This is a genomic window from Collinsella sp. i05-0019-G5, assembly GCF_042851345.1.
Taxonomy (GTDB): Bacteria; Actinomycetota; Coriobacteriia; order Coriobacteriales; family Coriobacteriaceae; genus Collinsella.
Genome location: NZ_AP031421.1, coordinates 1,635,484 through 1,653,060, shown reverse-complemented (window position 1 = coordinate 1,653,060; position 17,577 = coordinate 1,635,484). Strand labels below are relative to the sequence as shown.

The window sequence follows — 17,577 nt, the reverse complement described above, 5'->3', positions numbered from 1 at the left end:
AGGCTTCTTTGGTTGCTTTAGTTGCCGGGCTGTCCTTACCCGCGCGGCTTGATTTTATCACGTAGCGACTTGAGGTTCTCCAGTGCCGCGTTAAGCGTCTCGTCCCGCTTGGCAAAGTGGAAACGAATCAGATGGTTGACGGGCTCGCGGAAGAAGCTCGAGCCGGGCACGGCGCCCACGCCCACCTTGGATGCGAGGTCCTCGCAGAATTCGAGGTCGCTGTCATAGCCAAACTCAGAGATGTCCATCATGACGTAGTAGGCGCCCTGCGGCACGTTATGCTCAAGACCGATGCTATCGAGCCCCTGGCAGAACAGGTCGCGTTTGGCGGTGTAGAGGTCGAGGACCTCATCGTAATAGCTGTCGTCGAAGTTGAGGGCGGTGACAACGGCTTCCTGCAGGGGAGCGGCGGCACCCACGGTGAGAAAGTCGTGGACCTTCTTGATGCGCTCGGTGATCTGGGCCGGGGCGATGGTGTAGCCCAGACGCCAGCCGGTGATGGAGTACGTCTTAGACAGCGAGCTGCAGCTGATGGTTCGCTCGAACATGCCGGGCAGCGTGGCCATGTAGACGTGCTCATGGGGCGCGTAGACGATGTGCTCGTAGACTTCGTCGGTGATGCAGTACGCGTCGTACTTTTTGCACAGGTCGGCGATAAAGGTGAGCTCTTCGCGCGTAAAGACCTTGCCGCAGGGGTTGGAAGGGTTGCACAGGACGATGGCCTTGGGGTCGTTGTCGCGGAAGGCAGCCTCGAGCGCCTCGCGGTCAAAGTCGAATGTGGGCGGGTTGAGCGGCACATAGATGGGCTCGGCACCCGAGAGAATGGTGTCAGCGCCGTAGTTCTCGTAGAACGGCGAGAAGATGACGACCTTGTCTCCGGGGTTCGTAACCGTCATCATGGCGGCCATCATGGCCTCGGTGGAGCCGCAGGTGACCACGATATTCTGGTTGGGGTCGATCGGCATGCCCATAAAGTGCTCCTGCTTGGCGGCGAGCGCCTCGCGCATGGCCTGGGAGCCCCAGGTAATGGAGTACTGGTGGTAGAGCGGCTTGGGGTCGGCGGCGATGGTGCTCAGGCTGTTGAGCAGCTGCGCCGGAGGATCGAAGTCGGGGAAGCCCTGCGAGAGATTGACGGCATCGTACTTATTGGAGATGCGTGTCATGCGGCGGATGACCGAATCGGTAAATGTTGCCGTGCGGTTGGAGAGTTCTTTCATGCCGGTCCTTTCGAGGATTTGCAGTGGGGCAAGTTTACTCCTATGAAACCGGTGGGATTTGCTCGAAATGGTCTCGAAAAACTCTTTTCAAAATTCTTGAAAATTGGGGCTTGCATCGCGTGGCGTTCCTTGCAATAATAGACGAGCGCGAAGCGCACAGGACACGGTGGGTGTAGCTCAGTTGGCTAGAGCGACGGGTTGTGGTCCCGTAGGTCGAGGGTTCGAGTCCCTTTACCCACCCCAGTTTTTGCTTCGTGTTGATATCGGGTCGTTAGCTCAGTTGGTAGAGCAGGGGACTCTTAATCCCAAGGTCCAGGGTTCGAACCCCTGACGGCCCACCACACGATATCTCCTCTAAAGTCCGCCACAACGGACTTTAGCTTTGGGTCGTTAGCTCAGTTGGTAGAGCAGGGGACTCTTAATCCCAAGGTCCAGGGTTCGACCCCCTGACGGCCCACCAAAGCAAGTTAAGACGGTCAACTTCGGTTGGCCGTCTTTTTTGTTGACCTTGCATGGGGTCGAACCCGAGGCTTATAGGACAAAATGTGTGTCCACGTTGGGGGCATCGGCGCAGGTCGATGCCCCTTTTTCAGCCGTTTAAATTCCGTGCCCGCTTTTAACCGCTCGGACAGAATGTGTGTCCGGTTGCCTATCGTTCCCGCAGGTAGATAACCTTTTCCGGAACCGTTAAATATCCTTTCGGAAGAGGTGCCCATGAAGGCCGTTTATTGCCCCTACTGCGGCGGTCGGACCAAGCGCAACGGCAGGACCTCATCGGGGTCCCAGCGGTGGAGGTGCACGGCCTGCGGCGCGTCGACGACGGTGAGGTACGACGACACGGCGACGAGGCTGGACGAGTTCCTCGGGTGGCTCCTCTCCAAGGACTCCCAGGCGGCGATGCCGGGCGGCGGGCGGTCCTTCAGGCGCAGGACGGCCGAGTTCTGGGAGGTCTGGCCGATGCCCGTCCCCGACGGCGAGCTGCACCGCGTGCTCCACGTCGACGGGATCTGGGTCGCGCGCGACCTCGTCGTGCTCATATGCTGCAGCGGCGAGAGGGTGGTCTCCTGGTACATGGCGAGGTCGGAGAACTCGAGGGCGTGGTCGGCCCTCATGTCGCCGATCCCGGCGCCCGAGGTGGTCGTCACCGACGGCGGGAGCGGGTTCGCCAAAGCCGTGCGCGAGACCTGGCCGCGCACCAGGGTCCAGAGGTGCACCTTCCACGCCTTCTCGCAGGTCAAGCGCTACACGACGACGCGGCCGAAGCTCCAGGCGGGGCGCGAGCTCTACCTCATCGCGCGCGACCTCATGGGCATCGAGACGCTGCACCAGGCCGAGCTCTGGGTCGAGCGCTACCTCGACTGGTGCGGGTTCTGGGCCGACTTCCTGGAGGACAGGACCGTGGTGGACGGCAGGAGGGTCTACACCCACGAGAGGCTGAGGCGGGCGCGCTCGTCGCTGTCGTCGCTGGTGTCGGCGGGGACGCTGTTCACCTACCTCGACCCCGCCCTGGCCAAGGCCGGCCCGCTGCCGTCGACCAACAACATGATCGAGGGAGGGGTGAACTCGCAGCTGAGGGCCGTCCTGCGCAACCACCGGGGGCTGACGTCGGTCAAGCGCGTGAAGGCGGTGTTCTGGTGGTGCCACGCGCACTCGGGGGACGCGAGGACGGCGCGCGAGAAGCTCGCCGCGATGCCGACCGACGCGGACATCGACTTCCTGTTCAGCGTCTACTCCGCCTCGCCGTCGCGCGAGGACGGAGGGCCGGAGTGGGGCGACAGGGCCGTGTGGGAGGACCTCCACCACAGGGACCCGTACCCGTTCTGGCTTGATTAATGGATAGAAACGGATGTTCTATCGGGACACACATTTTGTCCTATAAGCCGAACCCGAAAGGGCGCGGAGCTGAGGAAACGCGTAAGCGTTTGCCAGCGCAGCGCGCAAGGCGCCTTGGCGCCGCAGCGGCCGCCTGCGCAGCAGGCTGACCCCCTGACGGCCCACCCAAAGATCGTTAAAGCGACTGGCTTAGGCTGGTCGTTTTTTTTGTTAACCTCGCATGGGGTCGAACCCGAAAGGGCGCGGCCGCTTTCACAGATTGAGTCTACCCTGGGGATCGGTGAAACCGTCAGTACCCTCCTTGAGTTTCTTCTCGTCTGCCTTCACGCGACGCTCGAGCTTTTTTGTATCCTCGGCAGGCGGTAGGTTCTCGGGAACAATTCCGCGGTCGATGAGGCTGCCACGCACGCTCGTGTTGTTCTCGACGTGTTCTTGTTTGATCTGGTCCAGACCGTACAAGTCGTGTTCCTCGGCGTTGAAGGCCGTCATCGAGTTCGTGAGGTCCTTTGCTTTGATGAGAACATCGGCTAGCTTGTCCGCCAATGCAGCACTCTTGGACACACCAAGCTGCCGCTTCATGTCCGCCGTGCTTCTGCCGCCGAATAACGCCTCATCGCCCTTCGACTTGATGATCGCGAATCCTTTGGAGTCCACGCCTCGTTTGAACGCAATGCCCGAGAGCTGTTTCTTTGAATCGGATAGCGAGTGGCACGCCTGCAAGCGCTGAATCTCTGCGAAGCGCTGCTCTATGAGCTCCTGACGGCGTGTCTGCACGGCGAAGTACGCCTGTGCGAGTGCGATTTCGGGCTTGTTTGGGTCTCCGTTTTGGGCGATTAAATAGCATGCGTAGCGCGTCAGCTTGTAGTCTTTAACCGCGCGAGCGGCGACACCGGCAGTTACCATTTTCGTGGTGTCACGAAAATGGGAATCAACTGGAGTTTTGTTTGTTTCGCACGAGACTTTTGCCCTCTTAACAACTTCGGCGAAGTTCTCCCATCGAGTGTACCCCATGGGTTCCATTAAATCGCGTGCGAGCCAATATTCAACGCCGTCTTCCACATTGGCGTAGCTATCAAGTTCGACACGCCACTTCTCGATATCTCTACTGTCCATATCTCCTCCTCGCTGGTCTATTGTCTATGCGGGCTTTGCCCACTCTGTATTCAGAATAAGGATACGCTGCCGTGCGGACACGAATGGGCCCGTGCTGCTTCGAGCTCACGGGGCCCATGGATATCGATTGGTTGTGTTCTGCTTTAGATAGGTGTCCGGTTTAATCCGCTCGATAGTGCGACCCGAGACTTTCAGTTCGCTTACGCATGGCTTTGACCATTTCCTGTGCTAGTTGAATCTGCGATTGCAGGCGGGCGAGGGCTGCGACTTCGCTGTCCTGGGCTTTCTGTGTGCTCAAGGTCGTTGCCTCTGTCTTCAAGCCCTCAAGCTCGTGTAGTGCCTCGGATAGGCCCGTCTCGGTGCGGTTGATCATGCAGTGGCTACTCATCGTGTGCTTGAGGCTGCGAGCCAGACGCTCTGCATCTGCCTTGGCGAGGCCGCGCTGGGGGAGGGCGATATCCGTCTTCAAGGGCGTCTCAGGGGCGTCCAGCGCCGCCTGAGTCGCCGATGCACCCGCAATCCGTCCGAACACGATACCGTTGGCGCTTGACAGGCCGCCAATGCGGTCGGCGCCGTGCATGCCGCCCGTTGCCTCGCCACAGGCGTAGAGACCCGCAACGCCGGTCGCGGCTGCCTTGTCGATCTTGATTCCGCCGTTGGAGGCATGGGCGTACATCGCTACGCGCATCTCGTCAGTCGGAGCAATGCCGTGCTCGTCCTGGAGCCATGTGGCAAAGGTCTGGACAAACTCGGGGACGTCCTCACTGGGGAAGTCGTAATGCAGCGCTAGGCCCTCGGCGCCCGCTTGGTCGATGGCAAGGTCGATAGCACGTGAATCCAGGCGTGACGTGAAGGGGCCGTATCCGGAGCGCTGCTCAAGCAGCTTGTCCAGTTTGTCGTCGTCGATGTCAACCGACTGATCGAATTTGACGTAGCGCCAGGTCTTCTCGTTAAAGACGAGGTTGCGCTTGGGCTCAATGAAGCCGGGCATCATCTGCATGAACTCTATATTAGTAAGTGTTGCGCCGTGCGCCAGCGCGATGGCCTGCGAGGAACTGAGCACATCAGCCGACGTAAGGCTGCGCTCGAACAGGCCGCCTGTGCCACCGGCTGCGATGACCGTGGCCTTGGCAGCAAAGGGCACGATTCGATTTTCGGTAAGGTCGTAGAGTACGGTTCCGGTTATTCTGCCGTTCGTGTCCTCAACAAGGTCGATAAGCTCATGGCGGGGGAGCAGGCGAATGCCGAGCGACTCGATCCAGGTCGTCAGAGCGTCCTCAAGGGGCTTGCGGGTGAGGCCGCGCCACATGCGCGTCTTGTGGTCAAAGCAGGGGATAAATTGCTTTTGTTGAGCACTCTTGGCGCTTTGCGGACGCTGGAGCTCAACGCCCAGGTCTTGCTCGAGCCAGTCAATCGCTTGGGGAATGCCGTGGACGAACGCTTGGACGAGTTCGGGGTCGGCAACGCCGCCGCCGACGGCCAGGATGGTGTCGATGAGGTCCTGCTCGTCGTCTTCGTTAACGGGTCCGATAAGCCCTAGGCCCCAGGTTCCGGGGAAGAAGCTCGATCCACTCATAGTCTTGCCGGCGCTTGCCACAGTGACGGTTGCACCCGTGCGTGCCGCTTCGATGGCGGCGCAAAGGCCCGCAATGCCAGATCCAATTACCAGTACATCAGTCGATTCCATCGGATTCCTTTCTCGTCCGGCGCATTGTCGCACGGGTGATCGGCAATGGGGCCGCAAAGACTCGGCAAATCGGTAAAGGGCAAATATGGCAGGTGGGCGTCATGGACGCTCTGACGCTCCATCTCATCACATCTTGTATTTCGCCCCAACTGATATATCGGCATTAGCTACCCTGCGACAGCGCAAACAAAAAGAGCCGCTACCTGGGTGGGTAGTGGCTCCAAAGCTCAACTATATGAGCATCGCGCGGGCGCGATTAGGCCTTGAGGGCCTCCTCGACGGCGACAGCGCAGGCGACGGTGGCACCGACCATGGGGTTGTTGCCCATGCCGATGAGACCCATCATGTCAACGTGCGCAGGCACGGAGGAAGAACCGGCGAACTGGGCGTCGGAGTGCATACGGCCCATGGTGTCGGTCATGCCGTAAGAGGCAGGGCCGGCGCCCATGTTGTCCGGGTGCAGGGTACGACCAGTGCCGCCACCAGAAGCGACGGAGAAGTACTTCTTGCCAGCCTCGAGGCGCTCCTTCTTGTAGGTGCCAGCGACGGGGTGCTGGAAGCGCGTGGGGTTGGTGGAGTTACCGGTGATCGAGATGTCGACGTTCTCGTGCCACATGATGGCAACGCCCTCGCGGACGTCGTCGGCGCCGTAGCAGTTGACGGCGGCGCGGGGACCATCGGAGTAGGGGATGGTCTCGACGACCTTGAGCTCGCCCGTGAAGTAGTCGAACTGGGTCTTCACGTAGGTGAAGCCGTTGATGCGGGCGATGATCTGAGCAGCGTCCTTGCCCAGACCGTTGAGGATGACGCGCAGCGGCTTCTTGCGAGCCTTGTTGGCGTTTAGAGCCAGGCCGATAGCGCCCTCAGCGGCAGCGAAGGACTCGTGACCGGCCAGGAAGGCGAAGCACTCGGTGTCGTCGGAGAGCAGCATAGCGCCCAGGTTGCCGTGGCCCAGACCGACCTTGCGGTCCTCGGCGACGGAGCCGGGAACGGTGAAGGCCTGGATGCCCTCGCCGATGATGGCGGCAGCCTCAGAAGCGGACTTGGCGCCACGCTTGACAGCGAGAGCGCAACCGAGGGTGTAGGCCCACTCGGCGTTCTGGAAGGCGATGGACTGGGTGTTGTTGACGATCTCACGCGGGTTGAAGCCCTTGTCGGTGCAGATCTGCAGAGCTTCCTCGAGGGAGGCGATGCCGTTGTCGGCGAGGCACTTGTTGATCTTGTCAGCGCGGCGCTCGTAACCTTCGAACGTAACAGTCATAGTTATTTCCCTCCCTTTCTACTCGTGAACCGGGAACACGCTGGCGACGGAGTGAGTCTCCTCGTCGGTGCGCGGGTCGATGTACTTGGCAGCGTTCTCCCACTGACCATAGTGGCCCATAGCGCCAGCGATGGCCTCCTCGGGGGTCTTGCCGGCCTTGACGGCGTCGGTGAACTTGCCGAGGTTCAGGAACTCGAATGCGATGATCTCGTTCTTGTCGTTGAGAGCCATGCGGGTGACGTAGCCCTGAGCGAGCTCGAGGTAACGAGCGCCCTTGGCCTTGGTGCCGAACATGGTGCCGACCTGAGAGCGAAGGCCCTTGCCGAGGTCGTCGAGGGAGGCGCCCACGGGCAGGCCGCCCTCGGAGAACGCGGTCTGGCTGCGGCCGTAAACGATCTGCAGGAAGATCTCGCGCATAGCAACGTTGATGGCGTCGCAGACGAGGTCGGTGTTGAGGGCCTCGAGGATGGTCTTACCGGGAAGGATCTCGGAAGCCATGGCGGCAGAGTGGGTCATACCCGAGCAGCCGATGGTCTCAACGAGGGCCTCCTCGATGATGCCGTCCTTGACGTTCAGCGTGAGCTTGCAGGCGCCCTGCTGAGGTGCGCACCAACCCACACCGTGCGTAAGACCGGAGATGTCGGAAATCTCCTTAGCCTGGACCCACTTGCCCTCCTCGGGGATGGGTGCGGGGCCGTGGTATGCACCCTTGGCAACGGGGCACATGTTCTCCACTTCCTGTGAGTACTGCATGCCTCTCCTCTCTATCGTGTTGGCGTCCCGTCTGGGGGCCGTGGCTGGCGATTGCCGGGCGACCCTTCGAAAGGGACATGACATGCAGCCCCTATAATACCGCGAAATGCACGGAATATTCGGCGAACGGCTCAGTTTTCGTAGCGAGATGCGCGGAACTTTCAATTGAAACGGTTTAACTCTATATTCTGTGGTCGTGCACTTCCGTAGAGGGGGTCCGTCTTGGGCAAGCTTTTGGTCAGCTTTTGTAAGCGTTGCAGGGGTTGACCTGTTGCAACGGTGCCGTTCGCCGCCTGTTTACTGCCTTTGGCCGCGCGAGCGAATTGTTTTGCGTGAATGTTTTGATGGCACGCTTCAATCGTGCTGTATTGGATGGCAAGCAGATCCCGGCGAAGGGAGCGCCATGCAGCGCGTTTGGAGAACGGTTACCGGCTTTTACCATGTCTGTGCCCGCGGTACGGGCAAGCAGCTCATCTTTGAGGGCGATGAAGACCGGTGGGAGTTCTTGGAGCTGATGCGTGAGTGCTGCCGCAAGGCGGGCGTGACGGTTATCGCCTGGTGCCTTATGGGCAATCACGTGCGTCTGGTGCTTGCAGATTACGAGGACGCGATGAGCGCGGCGATGCACCGGCTGCTTTTGACGTACGCGCGGCGGTTCAATAAACGCACGGGGCGCACAGGGCATCTGTTCCAGAACCGTTTTGACCGGCGCTCGCTCGATACCGACTGGCAGGTGATGGAGGCTATTCGCTCCGTTCACGCCGATCCGCAGGAGGCGGGCATCAGTCTCATTGAGCGTTATCCCTGGAGCAGCTTTCCGGAGCATTTGTGCGCTTACGACGGTGACGCGGCCGATGTCGCGAGGGGATTTTCTGATCCTTCTTGCGTGCTTGAGCTTTTTGGTTCTGCCGAGGGCTTTATTGCCTATTCGCTTTCGACGCCCGACGGCGGCGAACCGGCGCTGCGCGATATGAAAGAGACAGAGTGGGAACGCCACGCCTTTGCCGACAAGATGGCGAAGAGCCTCGGGGTTCCGCTCAATGTGGTTAAAACTGCACCGCCGGCGCAGCGCGATACCGTTATTGTTGGATTGAGCAATGCCGGCCTTACGGTGCGCCAGATTGAGCGGTATACCGGGATTGGCAAAAGTACCGTCTCTCGTATCGTGCGCGCTTATGTGCGGGTGAAGGCACGGGCTGAGCTTTCGGAATAGAAAATGGCCGAACCACTCTTGTCAAGCGATTCGGCCAACAAAAATCTTAAGATTTGGGACAAGTACTACTGATTATTTTGTCCCGTGAGCATGCCGTCGAGGGTGCGCCAGGCGAGCTCGGCGCATTTGACGCGGGCGGGCATGTGCGAGATGTCCTGGAGCTGGGCGGCTTCGTCCAGGTCTTCCAGGTCCTCCTCGGAGAGCTTCTCGCCGCGGATCATGGCGAGGAAGAGCTCTGCCAGGCGGCGAGCTTCCTCGACGGTCTCGCCGGTGATGAGATCGGCCATGATGTCGGCACTGGCCTGGCTGATGGCGCAGCCGTGGCCGGTAAAGGAGGCCTCCTCGATCACGTTGTTCTCGACACGCAGCTGCAGAGTGAGCTCGTCTCCGCAGCTGGGGTTGATGCCGTCGTGCTCGTGCGTGGGAGCATCCATCTCGTACTTGTAGTCGGGGTGCGAGTTGTGCTCCATAAATGTGGTGGAGGTGTACAGATTACCCATTGAACGTGCTCCAAACGTGATGCAGGCCGGCGATGAACTTGTCAATGTCGGCCTTGTCGTTGTAGAAGGCCACGCTGGCGCGGCAGCAGGCAAGGTTCTCGACGCCCAGCCAGGTGAGCAGCGGCTGTGCACAGTGGTGACCGGCGCGGATGCAGACGCCGTCCATGTCCATGATGCTCGCGACGTCGTGCGGGTGGATGCCGCGGACGTTAAAGCTCACAACGCCGTGGTGGTTGTCCCAATAGATGGAGCCGATGATCTGGACAAAGTCGAGCTGCATGAGCTCGCCCATCAGGTAGTGGACGAGTGCCTGCTCGCGTGCCTGGACGTTCTCGTAACCCACCGTGTTGACCAGGTAGTCGAGTGCCGCACCCGTGGCGAAGATGCCGGCGGCGTCCTGTGTGCCGGCCTCGAATTTCTCGGGAACGGGCGCCCAGACGGCGTCCTGCTCGGTAACAGAGTCGATCATCTCGCCGCCGGTGAGCATGGGCGGCATGGCGTTGAGCAGGTCCATCTTGCCCCACAGCACGCCGATGCCCATGGGGCCCATAGCCTTGTGTGCGCTAAAGGCAAAGAAGTCGGCGCCCAGGTCGGCCACATCGACCGGCATGTGCGGCAGCGACTGCGCACCGTCGACGACCAGGTAGCCGCCATACTTGTGCACGAGCTTGCCGAGGTTCTTGACTGGGTTCTCGACTCCCAACACGTTGGAGACCTGACCCACGGCCAGAATCTTGGTCTTGGGACCAACCTTGGCAAGAACCTCCTCGGTGGTGAGCTGACCGGTCTTGGTGGGGTAGAGGTAGACGAGCTTGGCGCCGGTCTCGCGGCAGACCTGCTGCCACGGAATCAGGTTGGAGTGGTGCTCCATGATGGTGATGACGACCTCGTCGCCCGGCTCGAGGACTGTGGGTGCAAAGCTCTTGGCGACCAGGTTGAGCGACTCGCTCGTGTTGCGGGTGAAGACGACCTCGTTGGCCTGTGAGGCGCCGATGAGGTCGGCGATCTGCTGGCGGACCTTCGCGATGGCGTCGGTGGCCTCGACGGACAGTGAGTACAGGCCGCGCAGGGGGTTGGCGTTCATGCGCTGATAGAAGTCACGCTCGGCGTCGAGCACGCAGGCGGGGCGCTGCGCGGTGGCGGCACTATCGAGGAAGGCGATCTCGGGGTGCTGCTGGAAAAGCGGGAACTGTGCCTTGTAGGGATTGGTCTCGATGTCGACGGTAGGCCAGCCGCGCGAGGCCTCGTCACTGGCGTCGAACTCCATAGGCTCCGGTGCGGTACAGGTATCGCATTTAACGTGCTCGGTGTCGATCATGCGAGCTCCTCTTCAAAGTTGTTGATCAGGTTGTTGCCCAAGCGGACGACGGCTGCGCGGGTGCGCTCGTCGGTGGCGGAAAGCGCGGCGTCCTCCAGCTTGGCGCGAATGAACAGGTCCTCGGCGGCGTTTTGGTCAAGGCCACGGCAGGCGAGATAGAACAGTTGCTCGTCGCGGACGTGGCCGATTGTGGCGCCGTGGTTGCCGGCGACGTCGTCCTCGTCGCAGAGAATGACGGGAACGGTCTTGTTGTCGACGCCCTTGTTGGCCAAAAGCACCGTCTCGCGCTCGGTGCCGGTTGCGCCCTTGCAGCCGTGCACGAGGTCGATGGTGCCACGGTAGACCTTCTTGGACGTGCCAGTCAGCACGCCGTTGGCGTCGATCTCGCACTCGGTCTTGCGACCGCGGTGGCGCAGCTCGTAGTTAAAGTCGCGCACCTGCTCTCGGGCGCCCAGGTAGTCAGTATCGATGGTGACCTTGGCGGTATCGCCCAGCAGGTCGCCGGCAAGGCCGGTGGCGCTGGCGCCGGCACCCAGGACGGTGTGCTGCACGTTGACGCGCGCGCCCTCGTCCAGGAACAGGCCGGTGTCGTCGAGCGCGATCCAGCTATCGTCGAGCGTCTGCGTGCAGGTCACGTTGACGGTGGCGTACTCGTGGGCGCACACGCGTAGCACGGATCCCACGACGCCTTGGCCGGCAACGGGAGAGTCCAGGGCAATAAGCAGATCGAGCGTCGACTGGGGACGGGCGACGACGTCGATGGCGGCGATGGCCGCGGCTGCATCGACACCGCTCACGCGCACGGTAACCGTGGCGTGCTTGTATGCGGGCACATCGATGACGATGCGCTTGGTGGCGTGGTCGGCCAAGTAGGTGTAGGCAGCCTCGCCCATGCCGGTCTCGAAGGCTTCAGCAGGGGAGAGCTCCTCCTCGAGCTTGATGGCACCGGCCTGGTAGATGGAGGTGGCGGGCACGTCAAGCTCGGTCTCGGGCGTGATGCGGGCGCGGTCGGCGGCGTCGCCGGGGGCGGAGGCGCGGCGCTCGGGGAAGCGCTCGGCCATGGCGTCCATGGCGGCGTTAAATGCGTCGGCAGCGCCGCGGAACTGCTCGTCCAAGCCCTCGACCTTAACAGCCTCGGTGGGAGCGGCGGCAAGCTCGTCAGAGAGCTCGAGCTTGGTCTGGTTCATCTTCAGCCAACCCCAAGTGGCAGCTGGCATCGCATTGACCTGCTCAAGGGTGGTAGCAGCGGTGTTCGTGGTCTGGTTCATTATCCGATCGCTCCTTCCATCTCGAGCTTGATCAGGTTGTTCATCTCGACGGCGTACTCAAGCGGCAGCTCCTTGGAGACCGGGTTGGCAAAGCCGTTGACGATCATGGTGCGGGCCTCTTCCTCCGAGATGCCGCGGCTCATCAGGTAGAACACCTTGTCGTCGCCGATGCGGCCGATGGTGGCCTCGTGGCCGATGTCGACGTTCTTGGCGCGGATGTCCATGGCCGGAATAGTGTCGGAGCGGCTCTGGTCGTCGAGCATGAGCGACTGGCAGCTCACGGTTGCCTTGGAGCCCTCGGCCTTGGGCGTGGCCACGATAGAGCTACGGAAGGTCTGGATGCCGCCGCTCTTGGAGATGCCCTTGGTCTCGACGGTTGCCGAGGTCTCGGGCGCGTTGAGTACGACCTTACAGCCGGTATCGAGGTTCTGGCCGGCGCCGGCAAAGGTGATGCCGGTAAAGCTCGAGCGGGCGCCGCGGCCGTTGAGCACGCTCATGGGGTAGAGATAACCCACATGGCTGCCGAAGGAGCCACTGATCCACTCGATGTCGCCGTCCTCGTCCACGCGCGCACGCTTGGTGTTGAGGTTGTACATGTTCTTGGACCAGTTCTCGATGGTCGAGTAGCGCAGGTGTGCACGCTTGCCCACAAAGAGCTCGACAGCACCGGCGTGGAGGTTGGCCACGTTGTACTTGGGTGCGGAGCAGCCCTCGATAAAGTGCAGGTCGGCATCGTCCTCGACAATGATGAGCGTGTGCTCAAACTGGCCGGCGCCCTTGGCGTTAAGGCGGAAGTAGCTCTGCAGCGGGAAGTCCAACTTGGTGCCCTTGGGAACGTAGACAAACGAGCCGCCCGACCACACGGCGCCGTGCAGGGCCGCAAACTTGTGGTCGGTGGGCGGGATGAGCGTCATGAATTTCTCGTGGATGAGCGGCTCCCACTGCGGATCGTGCAGGGCTTCCTCAATACCGGAGTAGACGATGCCCATCTTGGACGCCGTGTCCTGCATGTTGTGGTAGACCAGCTCGGAGTCGTACTGCGCGCCGACGCCCGCCAGGTAGCTGCGCTCGGCCTCGGGGATGCCCAAGCGCTCAAAGGTGTTCTTGATGTCGTCGGGCACCGACTCCCAGTCGTGCTTTTGGTCGGTGTTGGGCTTGACGTAGGTGACGATGTTGTCCATGTCCAGGCCCTCGATGGAGGGGCCCCACGTCGGGTCGGGAAAACGATTGAAGATCTCGAGGGACTTGAGGCGCAGGTCGAGCATCCACTGCGGCTCGTCCTTTTTGGCGCTGATCTCGCGCACGATGTCGGGCGTGATGCCGGCGTCGAGGCGCTCGAATCCCTCCTCGCCATAGGTGAAGTCGTAGAGGCTGCGGTCGATGTCCGCGACCTCGGTGCGGTTCTTGGTCATTGCGTCGCCCCTTTACGCCTGCTGCTCGGCAGCGGCAGACTCGGCCTGGGCGCGCTGCTCGGCGGCCTCGCGCTCGAAGGTCTCAAAGCCGTTCTTGTCGATCCAGGGGATGAGCGAGGCGTCGTCCTCGCGCACGATGTGGCCCTTGACCATAACGTGGACGCGGTCGACATCCAGGTGCTCCAAAATGCGCGTGTTGTGCGTGATGATGAGCATGGAGCCGTCGCAGCTCTTGCGATACGCGTCCATGCCGTGGCTGACGGTGGACAGGGCGTCGACGTCCAGGCCGGAGTCAGTCTCGTCCAGGATGGCGAGCTTGGGCTGCAGCAGCAAAAGCTGGAGCATCTCGACCTTCTTCTTCTCGCCGCCCGAGAAGCCCACGCCCAGCTCGCGGTTGAGGTAGGCGGTATCCATGTTGAGCTCGGCCGCGAGCTCCTTGACGCGGCGGCGGAACTCCTTACCCTTCATCTCCAGGCCGGGGCGGCCGGCGATGCTGGCGCGCAAAAAGCTCGACAGCGGCACGCCGGGGATCTCGACCGGTGCTTGGAAGCTCAGGAACAGGCCGGCGCGCGAGCGCTTGTCGGTGGTGAGCTCGGTGATGTCCTGGCCGTCAAAGACGATACGGCCGTCGTTGACCGTGTAGACGGGGTCGCCCATGACCAGGTGGCCGAGGGTGGACTTGCCGGCGCCGTTGGGACCCATCAACACGTGGGTCTCGCCGGCGGCGACGTTGAGGCTGACGTTGTGGAGGATGGTCTTCTCGTCCACGGAGGCGGTCAGACCTTCGATGGAAAGCAGCGGATTTGCGCTCATGCTGTCCCTCTCTGTATATGGTGTACTCATAGGTGTACTAAACCCTAGGAATCTTCTCGGAATAAAGTTACTATGGGTTCGGCGTTAGTCAAGGGAAAACCCGACTAATCCACTCGACTTTTCAAATTCTGGGACAAAATAACCTGTTGTGTTTGTCCCACTTACTTTAAATTTGGGACAAACAAACCTGGTTATGTTGTCCCAGATGCGATGGGAGGGTAGGTATGCTCATTTCTTCCAAGGGCCGCTATGCCCTCCGACTGATGATCTATATCGCGGCGCTGGGCGACGCCGAGGGCAAGATTGCCTTGCGCGAGGTTGCCGACCGCGAGCGCATTTCGCAGAAGTATCTGGAGCAGCTGGTGCGTCCGCTTATGAAGGCGGACCTGCTTAAGAGCGTGCGTGGCAAGGGCGGCGGCTACATGATGGGCAAGGACCCGGCCGAGGTGCGTGCCGGCGACATCTTGCGTGCCGTTGAGGGCAGCACGGCTCCGGTGGCGTGCGATGGCATCGACAACAGCTGCGCCCGCAGTGACTTGTGTTCCACCGTCAAGTTCTGGCGTGGTCTGGATGACGTGATCGAAAAGTACGTCGACGGCGTGACGTTGGCCGACCTGGCCGCCGTCCCCGAAATCAACTTTGACATTAAGCTGTAGGGGCTGGCTTTCGTGAAGTCGTACGAAGCCTTTGATTCGCGTCTGGCACTGCTAGAGACAGCTCGATTCCAAGATTTCGAAAACGACTATGTTGTCTCCGGATGTGCGTATATCTATGAGCAGGTTTTTGGTATCTCAATTACGCTCCTTAAGCGTCTGCTCGAGTATAAGGGCGCCACGCTTGCCGCGTCGGGGTCTCCTCGTGCCATCTTGAAGGAGTCCTACCGATTCTACGACTTTATTGATGAGGCAGCCTGGCTAGACATGCTCAGAGACCGCAATACGAACGTCCATATCTACGACAACAAGCTCGCTCAAGATTTGATTCAGCGCATCTTGAACGTCTATATCCCCGCTTTCTGTCAGTTGAGGGACGGGCTGATGGAGCGATACGGCGAGCTTCTGATGGCGCCCGACGACCAGTTTGTTTAATTCCTTAAGATTTCGCGGAAGGTTGTTGCCGTTTACCGAGGGGTTGTTGTGCAACAACGGACGAGCTGCAATACTGATTCTATCTTTGCAAACTGCACTTTAACTACACCAATGCAGGGAGGATCTTATGCAGCCCAAGCATTCTGCTATTGTCGCGGGTCTGACGCTGGCGCTTTCGTTTGGCGCCGTTTCCGCGCCGGCACCCGCCGCTGCCGAGGAGCCCACGCCAGGCGTTGCCTCGGATGCCACCGATATCGATAAGGGTCTCTACACCCAGCAGTCCTTCTCGGGCGTGCTGAGGTCGGTCCAGGGCGTTTCGTTTGTCAACGTGACTACCGAGATGAAGTACTTTACCAAGTACGAGAGCCATGGTAACTACAACCAGGGCTTTTCGTATGGTGACGGCTACAACGCGCTGGGCTATTACCAGTTCGACCGCCGTTGGTCGCTCATTCCGTTTATGAAGCAGGTCTACAACTACAGCCCCGAAAAATACAGCATGCTCAAGGATGCGATTGATCGCGGCAGCGAGATTTCCAACGCGAGCAATGCCATGTACGAGAACGACCAGCTTACCGAGCTGGGCCGTATTGCACAGGAGGCCTTCCAGGGTGCTTATAACACCGATCCTGCTGAGTTTTCGGCTCTGCAGGATGCGTATGCGTACAACTCGTACTATGCGGTGACCGAGGCGTGGCTTAAGAGCGCTCTTGGCATTGACATCTCCGGCCGCGCCGATTGCGTCAAGGGTATGGTGTGGAGCATCACCAACATGTGCGGTACCGGTGGCTGCAGAGACTTCTTCCGCTGGGCGAATCTTTCCAACGATATGTCCGACCGCGAGTTTGCGACGGCGCTCTCCAATAGCGTGGTCAACAATGTCGCCACCAAGTTTTCAAGTCAGCCCCAGTATCATGAGGGCTGGAAGAACCGCTACCGCAACGAGCTGAAGGACTGCTTGGTTTATATCGCCGAGGACGAGGCCGCTGCCGCTGCGACGCCCGTGCAGCCCGAGCCTGCGCCGGCGCCCTCGCCGACACCTGATTCGAATGACGGCTCGAGTGACGATGCCAACGATGACAGGATGGATGCGCCCTCGACCGATGCTGACGGTAATGGCTCTGCTGGTGGCACTACCAACGACGGCTCTACCTCGAACGGCTCCGATTCGAACGGCTCTGCTGCGAGCGATTCGCCTTCAAGCTCTGCCGGCAATACGGACAGCGACGCTTCTGGTTCGACCGACGCTGGCACCTCTAACTCATCTACCGGCTCGAGCGATTCGTCCGTTGACACCGGCTCTAACAACGGCTCCGGCTCTGACACGACCCCTGATTCCGATGCTTCCAAGGACGACTCGAATAAGGCGCCGGACGCTCCCGTTGCTTCGCCGGACAAGAAGCCTTCTTTCTCCGAGCAGCTTGGTTCTACGCTGGGTTCTTCGCTGATGGCTGGCGTCAATAACGGCTCGGCCCAGAACAAGGACAACTCTGATCAGGTTTCCACGGAAAAGACCGAAGCCGCAAAGGGCGACTCCAAGGACAAGGCTTCCGAGAAGGCTGAATCCGATAAGGGTCCTAGCTCTGATGAGAAGGGCGACAAGTCCGGTCAGAAGAAGGACGAGAGCAAGACCGAGGGCGAAAAGAAACAGCCCGAAGACGACGACAAGAGCGGTGCTGACAACCAAGTCCAAGAGCAAAATGACTCCAAGACGGTGACCACTACAACCACGACGACTACAACGACCAAGTCATCTGGCGGTAACATGCCCAAGACGGGCGACCTTATCGTTATGGCGAGCCTTGCCAGTGCAAGCTTGGCCACGCTGGGTGCCACGTCTATTGTGAGTGGCAAGCATAAGCTCGATCAGCAAAAGAAGGCTGCTGGGCAGAACGACTCCGAGGAGTAGTCCCTTTCGGTTGCCCGACAACTAAAGATTCGCAATGGGGGCCGGTGCAGTTGCATCGGGCCCCATTTTGTTGCACAACGATTTGTTATGCCCCCTCAAGGCCTTTGTTCCTACCGTTGCCCGATGCCTTTGCACGGATCCAGCGTTGCACTTGAACTGCTCGCTACAATGGGCTTCGTGCTGCGTTTTAGG

The 17,577-nt window shown here is 60.5% G+C and carries 15 protein-coding genes and 3 tRNA genes; 8 read left to right on the top strand and 10 right to left on the bottom strand.

Annotated elements, in window-relative coordinates; all coding sequences use genetic code 11:
- Positions 1–35 precede the first annotated feature (35 nt).
- A complete protein-coding gene (locus ACGHIZ_RS07835; protein ID WP_006235487.1) occupies positions 36–1,217 on the bottom strand; it encodes a pyridoxal phosphate-dependent aminotransferase in 1,182 nt (393 codons plus the stop codon).
- Positions 1,218–1,383: 166 nt separating this feature from the next.
- Between ACGHIZ_RS07835 and ACGHIZ_RS07830 the strand changes: the two genes are divergently transcribed.
- The 4 genes from ACGHIZ_RS07830 (at position 1,384) to ACGHIZ_RS07815 (ending at position 3,050) form a co-directional block, all read left to right on the top strand.
- Positions 1,384–1,460, top strand: a tRNA-His gene (locus ACGHIZ_RS07830).
- A gap of 22 nt (positions 1,461–1,482) precedes the next feature.
- Positions 1,483–1,558, top strand: a tRNA-Lys gene (locus ACGHIZ_RS07825).
- A 43-nt stretch (positions 1,559–1,601) separates the two neighbouring features.
- A tRNA-Lys gene (locus ACGHIZ_RS07820) sits at positions 1,602–1,677 on the top strand.
- 254 nt (positions 1,678–1,931) lie between these two features.
- Complete coding sequence (locus tag ACGHIZ_RS07815; RefSeq protein WP_138111757.1) at positions 1,932–3,050, top strand: IS1249 family transposase; 1,119 nt, start codon at positions 1,932–1,934, stop codon at positions 3,048–3,050.
- A gap of 252 nt (positions 3,051–3,302) precedes the next feature.
- Here the strand turns inward: ACGHIZ_RS07815 and dinD are convergent, their stop codons facing one another.
- The 4 genes from dinD to ACGHIZ_RS07795 all read right to left on the bottom strand — a co-directional run bounded on the left by dinD (position 3,303) and on the right by ACGHIZ_RS07795 (position 7,864).
- Positions 3,303–4,163 carry a DNA damage-inducible protein D gene (dinD, locus tag ACGHIZ_RS07810; protein WP_390447321.1) on the bottom strand — a complete coding sequence of 287 codons (861 nt, stop codon included), beginning with the start codon at positions 4,161–4,163 and terminating at the stop codon, positions 3,303–3,305.
- Between the two features lie 160 nt (positions 4,164–4,323).
- Entirely contained in the window at positions 4,324–5,850 is a 1,527-nt protein-coding gene (locus ACGHIZ_RS07805) for an FAD-dependent oxidoreductase (protein WP_390447318.1), read from the bottom strand.
- Positions 5,851–6,106: 256 nt separating this feature from the next.
- Entirely contained in the window at positions 6,107–7,111 is a 1,005-nt protein-coding gene (locus ACGHIZ_RS07800; RefSeq protein ID WP_006235553.1) for a GGGtGRT protein, read from the bottom strand.
- Between the two features lie 18 nt (positions 7,112–7,129).
- Positions 7,130–7,864: an iron-sulfur cluster assembly scaffold protein gene (locus ACGHIZ_RS07795; RefSeq protein ID WP_006235554.1), complete on the bottom strand. Its 735-nt coding sequence runs from the start codon at positions 7,862–7,864 to the stop codon at positions 7,130–7,132.
- Between the two features lie 403 nt (positions 7,865–8,267).
- Here ACGHIZ_RS07795 and ACGHIZ_RS07790 point away from each other — a divergent pair, with 403 nt between their 5' ends.
- A complete protein-coding gene (locus ACGHIZ_RS07790; RefSeq protein ID WP_225093691.1) occupies positions 8,268–9,077 on the top strand; it encodes a transposase in 810 nt (269 codons plus the stop codon).
- A gap of 65 nt (positions 9,078–9,142) precedes the next feature.
- Here ACGHIZ_RS07790 and sufU read toward each other — a convergent pair whose 3' ends face one another.
- Genes sufU through sufC form a run of 5 tightly spaced genes read right to left on the bottom strand, consistent with a single transcriptional unit; the run spans position 9,143 to position 14,388 of the window.
- Positions 9,143–9,577, bottom strand: a complete 435-nt coding sequence (gene sufU, locus ACGHIZ_RS07785) for a Fe-S cluster assembly sulfur transfer protein SufU (protein WP_225093690.1) — start codon at positions 9,575–9,577, stop codon at positions 9,143–9,145.
- A complete protein-coding gene (locus tag ACGHIZ_RS07780; RefSeq protein ID WP_204986963.1) occupies positions 9,570–10,895 on the bottom strand; it encodes an aminotransferase class V-fold PLP-dependent enzyme in 1,326 nt (441 codons plus the stop codon). Before ACGHIZ_RS07780 ends, sufU begins: the two co-directional genes overlap by 8 nt.
- Positions 10,892–12,163, bottom strand: a complete 1,272-nt coding sequence (locus ACGHIZ_RS07775; protein WP_195246948.1) for a SufD family Fe-S cluster assembly protein — start codon at positions 12,161–12,163, stop codon at positions 10,892–10,894. Before ACGHIZ_RS07775 ends, ACGHIZ_RS07780 begins: the two co-directional genes overlap by 4 nt.
- Positions 12,163–13,575, bottom strand: coding sequence for a Fe-S cluster assembly protein SufB (gene sufB, locus ACGHIZ_RS07770; RefSeq protein ID WP_195246950.1), 1,413 nt, complete (start codon positions 13,573–13,575; stop codon positions 12,163–12,165). The genes ACGHIZ_RS07775 and sufB overlap by 1 nt, the downstream gene beginning before the upstream one ends.
- Positions 13,576–13,587: 12 nt before the next feature.
- Complete coding sequence (gene sufC, locus ACGHIZ_RS07765) at positions 13,588–14,388, bottom strand: Fe-S cluster assembly ATPase SufC (protein ID WP_161145061.1); 801 nt, start codon at positions 14,386–14,388, stop codon at positions 13,588–13,590.
- Between the two features lie 224 nt (positions 14,389–14,612).
- On the opposite strand from sufC, the gene ACGHIZ_RS07760 reads away from it, so the two are divergent.
- The 3 genes from ACGHIZ_RS07760 (at position 14,613) to ACGHIZ_RS07750 (ending at position 17,385) form a co-directional block, all read left to right on the top strand.
- A complete protein-coding gene (locus ACGHIZ_RS07760) occupies positions 14,613–15,044 on the top strand; it encodes an Rrf2 family transcriptional regulator (RefSeq protein WP_161145062.1) in 432 nt (143 codons plus the stop codon).
- Positions 15,045–15,056: 12 nt separating this feature from the next.
- Positions 15,057–15,476, top strand: a complete 420-nt coding sequence (locus tag ACGHIZ_RS07755) for an HI0074 family nucleotidyltransferase substrate-binding subunit (RefSeq protein WP_390447311.1) — start codon at positions 15,057–15,059, stop codon at positions 15,474–15,476.
- A 127-nt stretch (positions 15,477–15,603) separates the two neighbouring features.
- Entirely contained in the window at positions 15,604–17,385 is a 1,782-nt protein-coding gene (locus tag ACGHIZ_RS07750) for a hypothetical protein (protein WP_195544757.1), read from the top strand.
- Positions 17,386–17,577: the final 192 nt, after the last annotated feature.

Coding starts and splice junctions, on each gene's coding strand:
- ACGHIZ_RS07790 (WP_225093691.1), top strand. CDS start 8,268: ATGCAGCGCGTTTGGAGAACGGTTACCGGCTTTTACCATGTCTGTGCC.
- ACGHIZ_RS07800 (WP_006235553.1), bottom strand. CDS start 7,111: ATGACTGTTACGTTCGAAGGTTACGAGCGCCGCGCTGACAAGATCAAC.
- sufU (WP_225093690.1), bottom strand. CDS start 9,577: ATGGGTAATCTGTACACCTCCACCACATTTATGGAGCACAACTCGCAC.
- ACGHIZ_RS07805 (WP_390447318.1), bottom strand. CDS start 5,850: ATGGAATCGACTGATGTACTGGTAATTGGATCTGGCATTGCGGGCCTT.
- ACGHIZ_RS07775 (WP_195246948.1), bottom strand. CDS start 12,163: ATGAACCAGACCACGAACACCGCTGCTACCACCCTTGAGCAGGTCAAT.
- ACGHIZ_RS07750 (WP_195544757.1), top strand. CDS start 15,604: ATGCAGCCCAAGCATTCTGCTATTGTCGCGGGTCTGACGCTGGCGCTT.
- ACGHIZ_RS07780 (WP_204986963.1), bottom strand. CDS start 10,895: ATGATCGACACCGAGCACGTTAAATGCGATACCTGTACCGCACCGGAG.
- ACGHIZ_RS07835 (WP_006235487.1), bottom strand. CDS start 1,217: ATGAAAGAACTCTCCAACCGCACGGCAACATTTACCGATTCGGTCATC.
- ACGHIZ_RS07760 (WP_161145062.1), top strand. CDS start 14,613: ATGCTCATTTCTTCCAAGGGCCGCTATGCCCTCCGACTGATGATCTAT.
- sufB (WP_195246950.1), bottom strand. CDS start 13,575: ATGACCAAGAACCGCACCGAGGTCGCGGACATCGACCGCAGCCTCTAC.
- dinD (WP_390447321.1), bottom strand. CDS start 4,163: ATGGACAGTAGAGATATCGAGAAGTGGCGTGTCGAACTTGATAGCTAC.
- ACGHIZ_RS07795 (WP_006235554.1), bottom strand. CDS start 7,864: ATGCAGTACTCACAGGAAGTGGAGAACATGTGCCCCGTTGCCAAGGGT.
- sufC (WP_161145061.1), bottom strand. CDS start 14,388: ATGAGCGCAAATCCGCTGCTTTCCATCGAAGGTCTGACCGCCTCCGTG.
- ACGHIZ_RS07815 (WP_138111757.1), top strand. CDS start 1,932: ATGAAGGCCGTTTATTGCCCCTACTGCGGCGGTCGGACCAAGCGCAAC.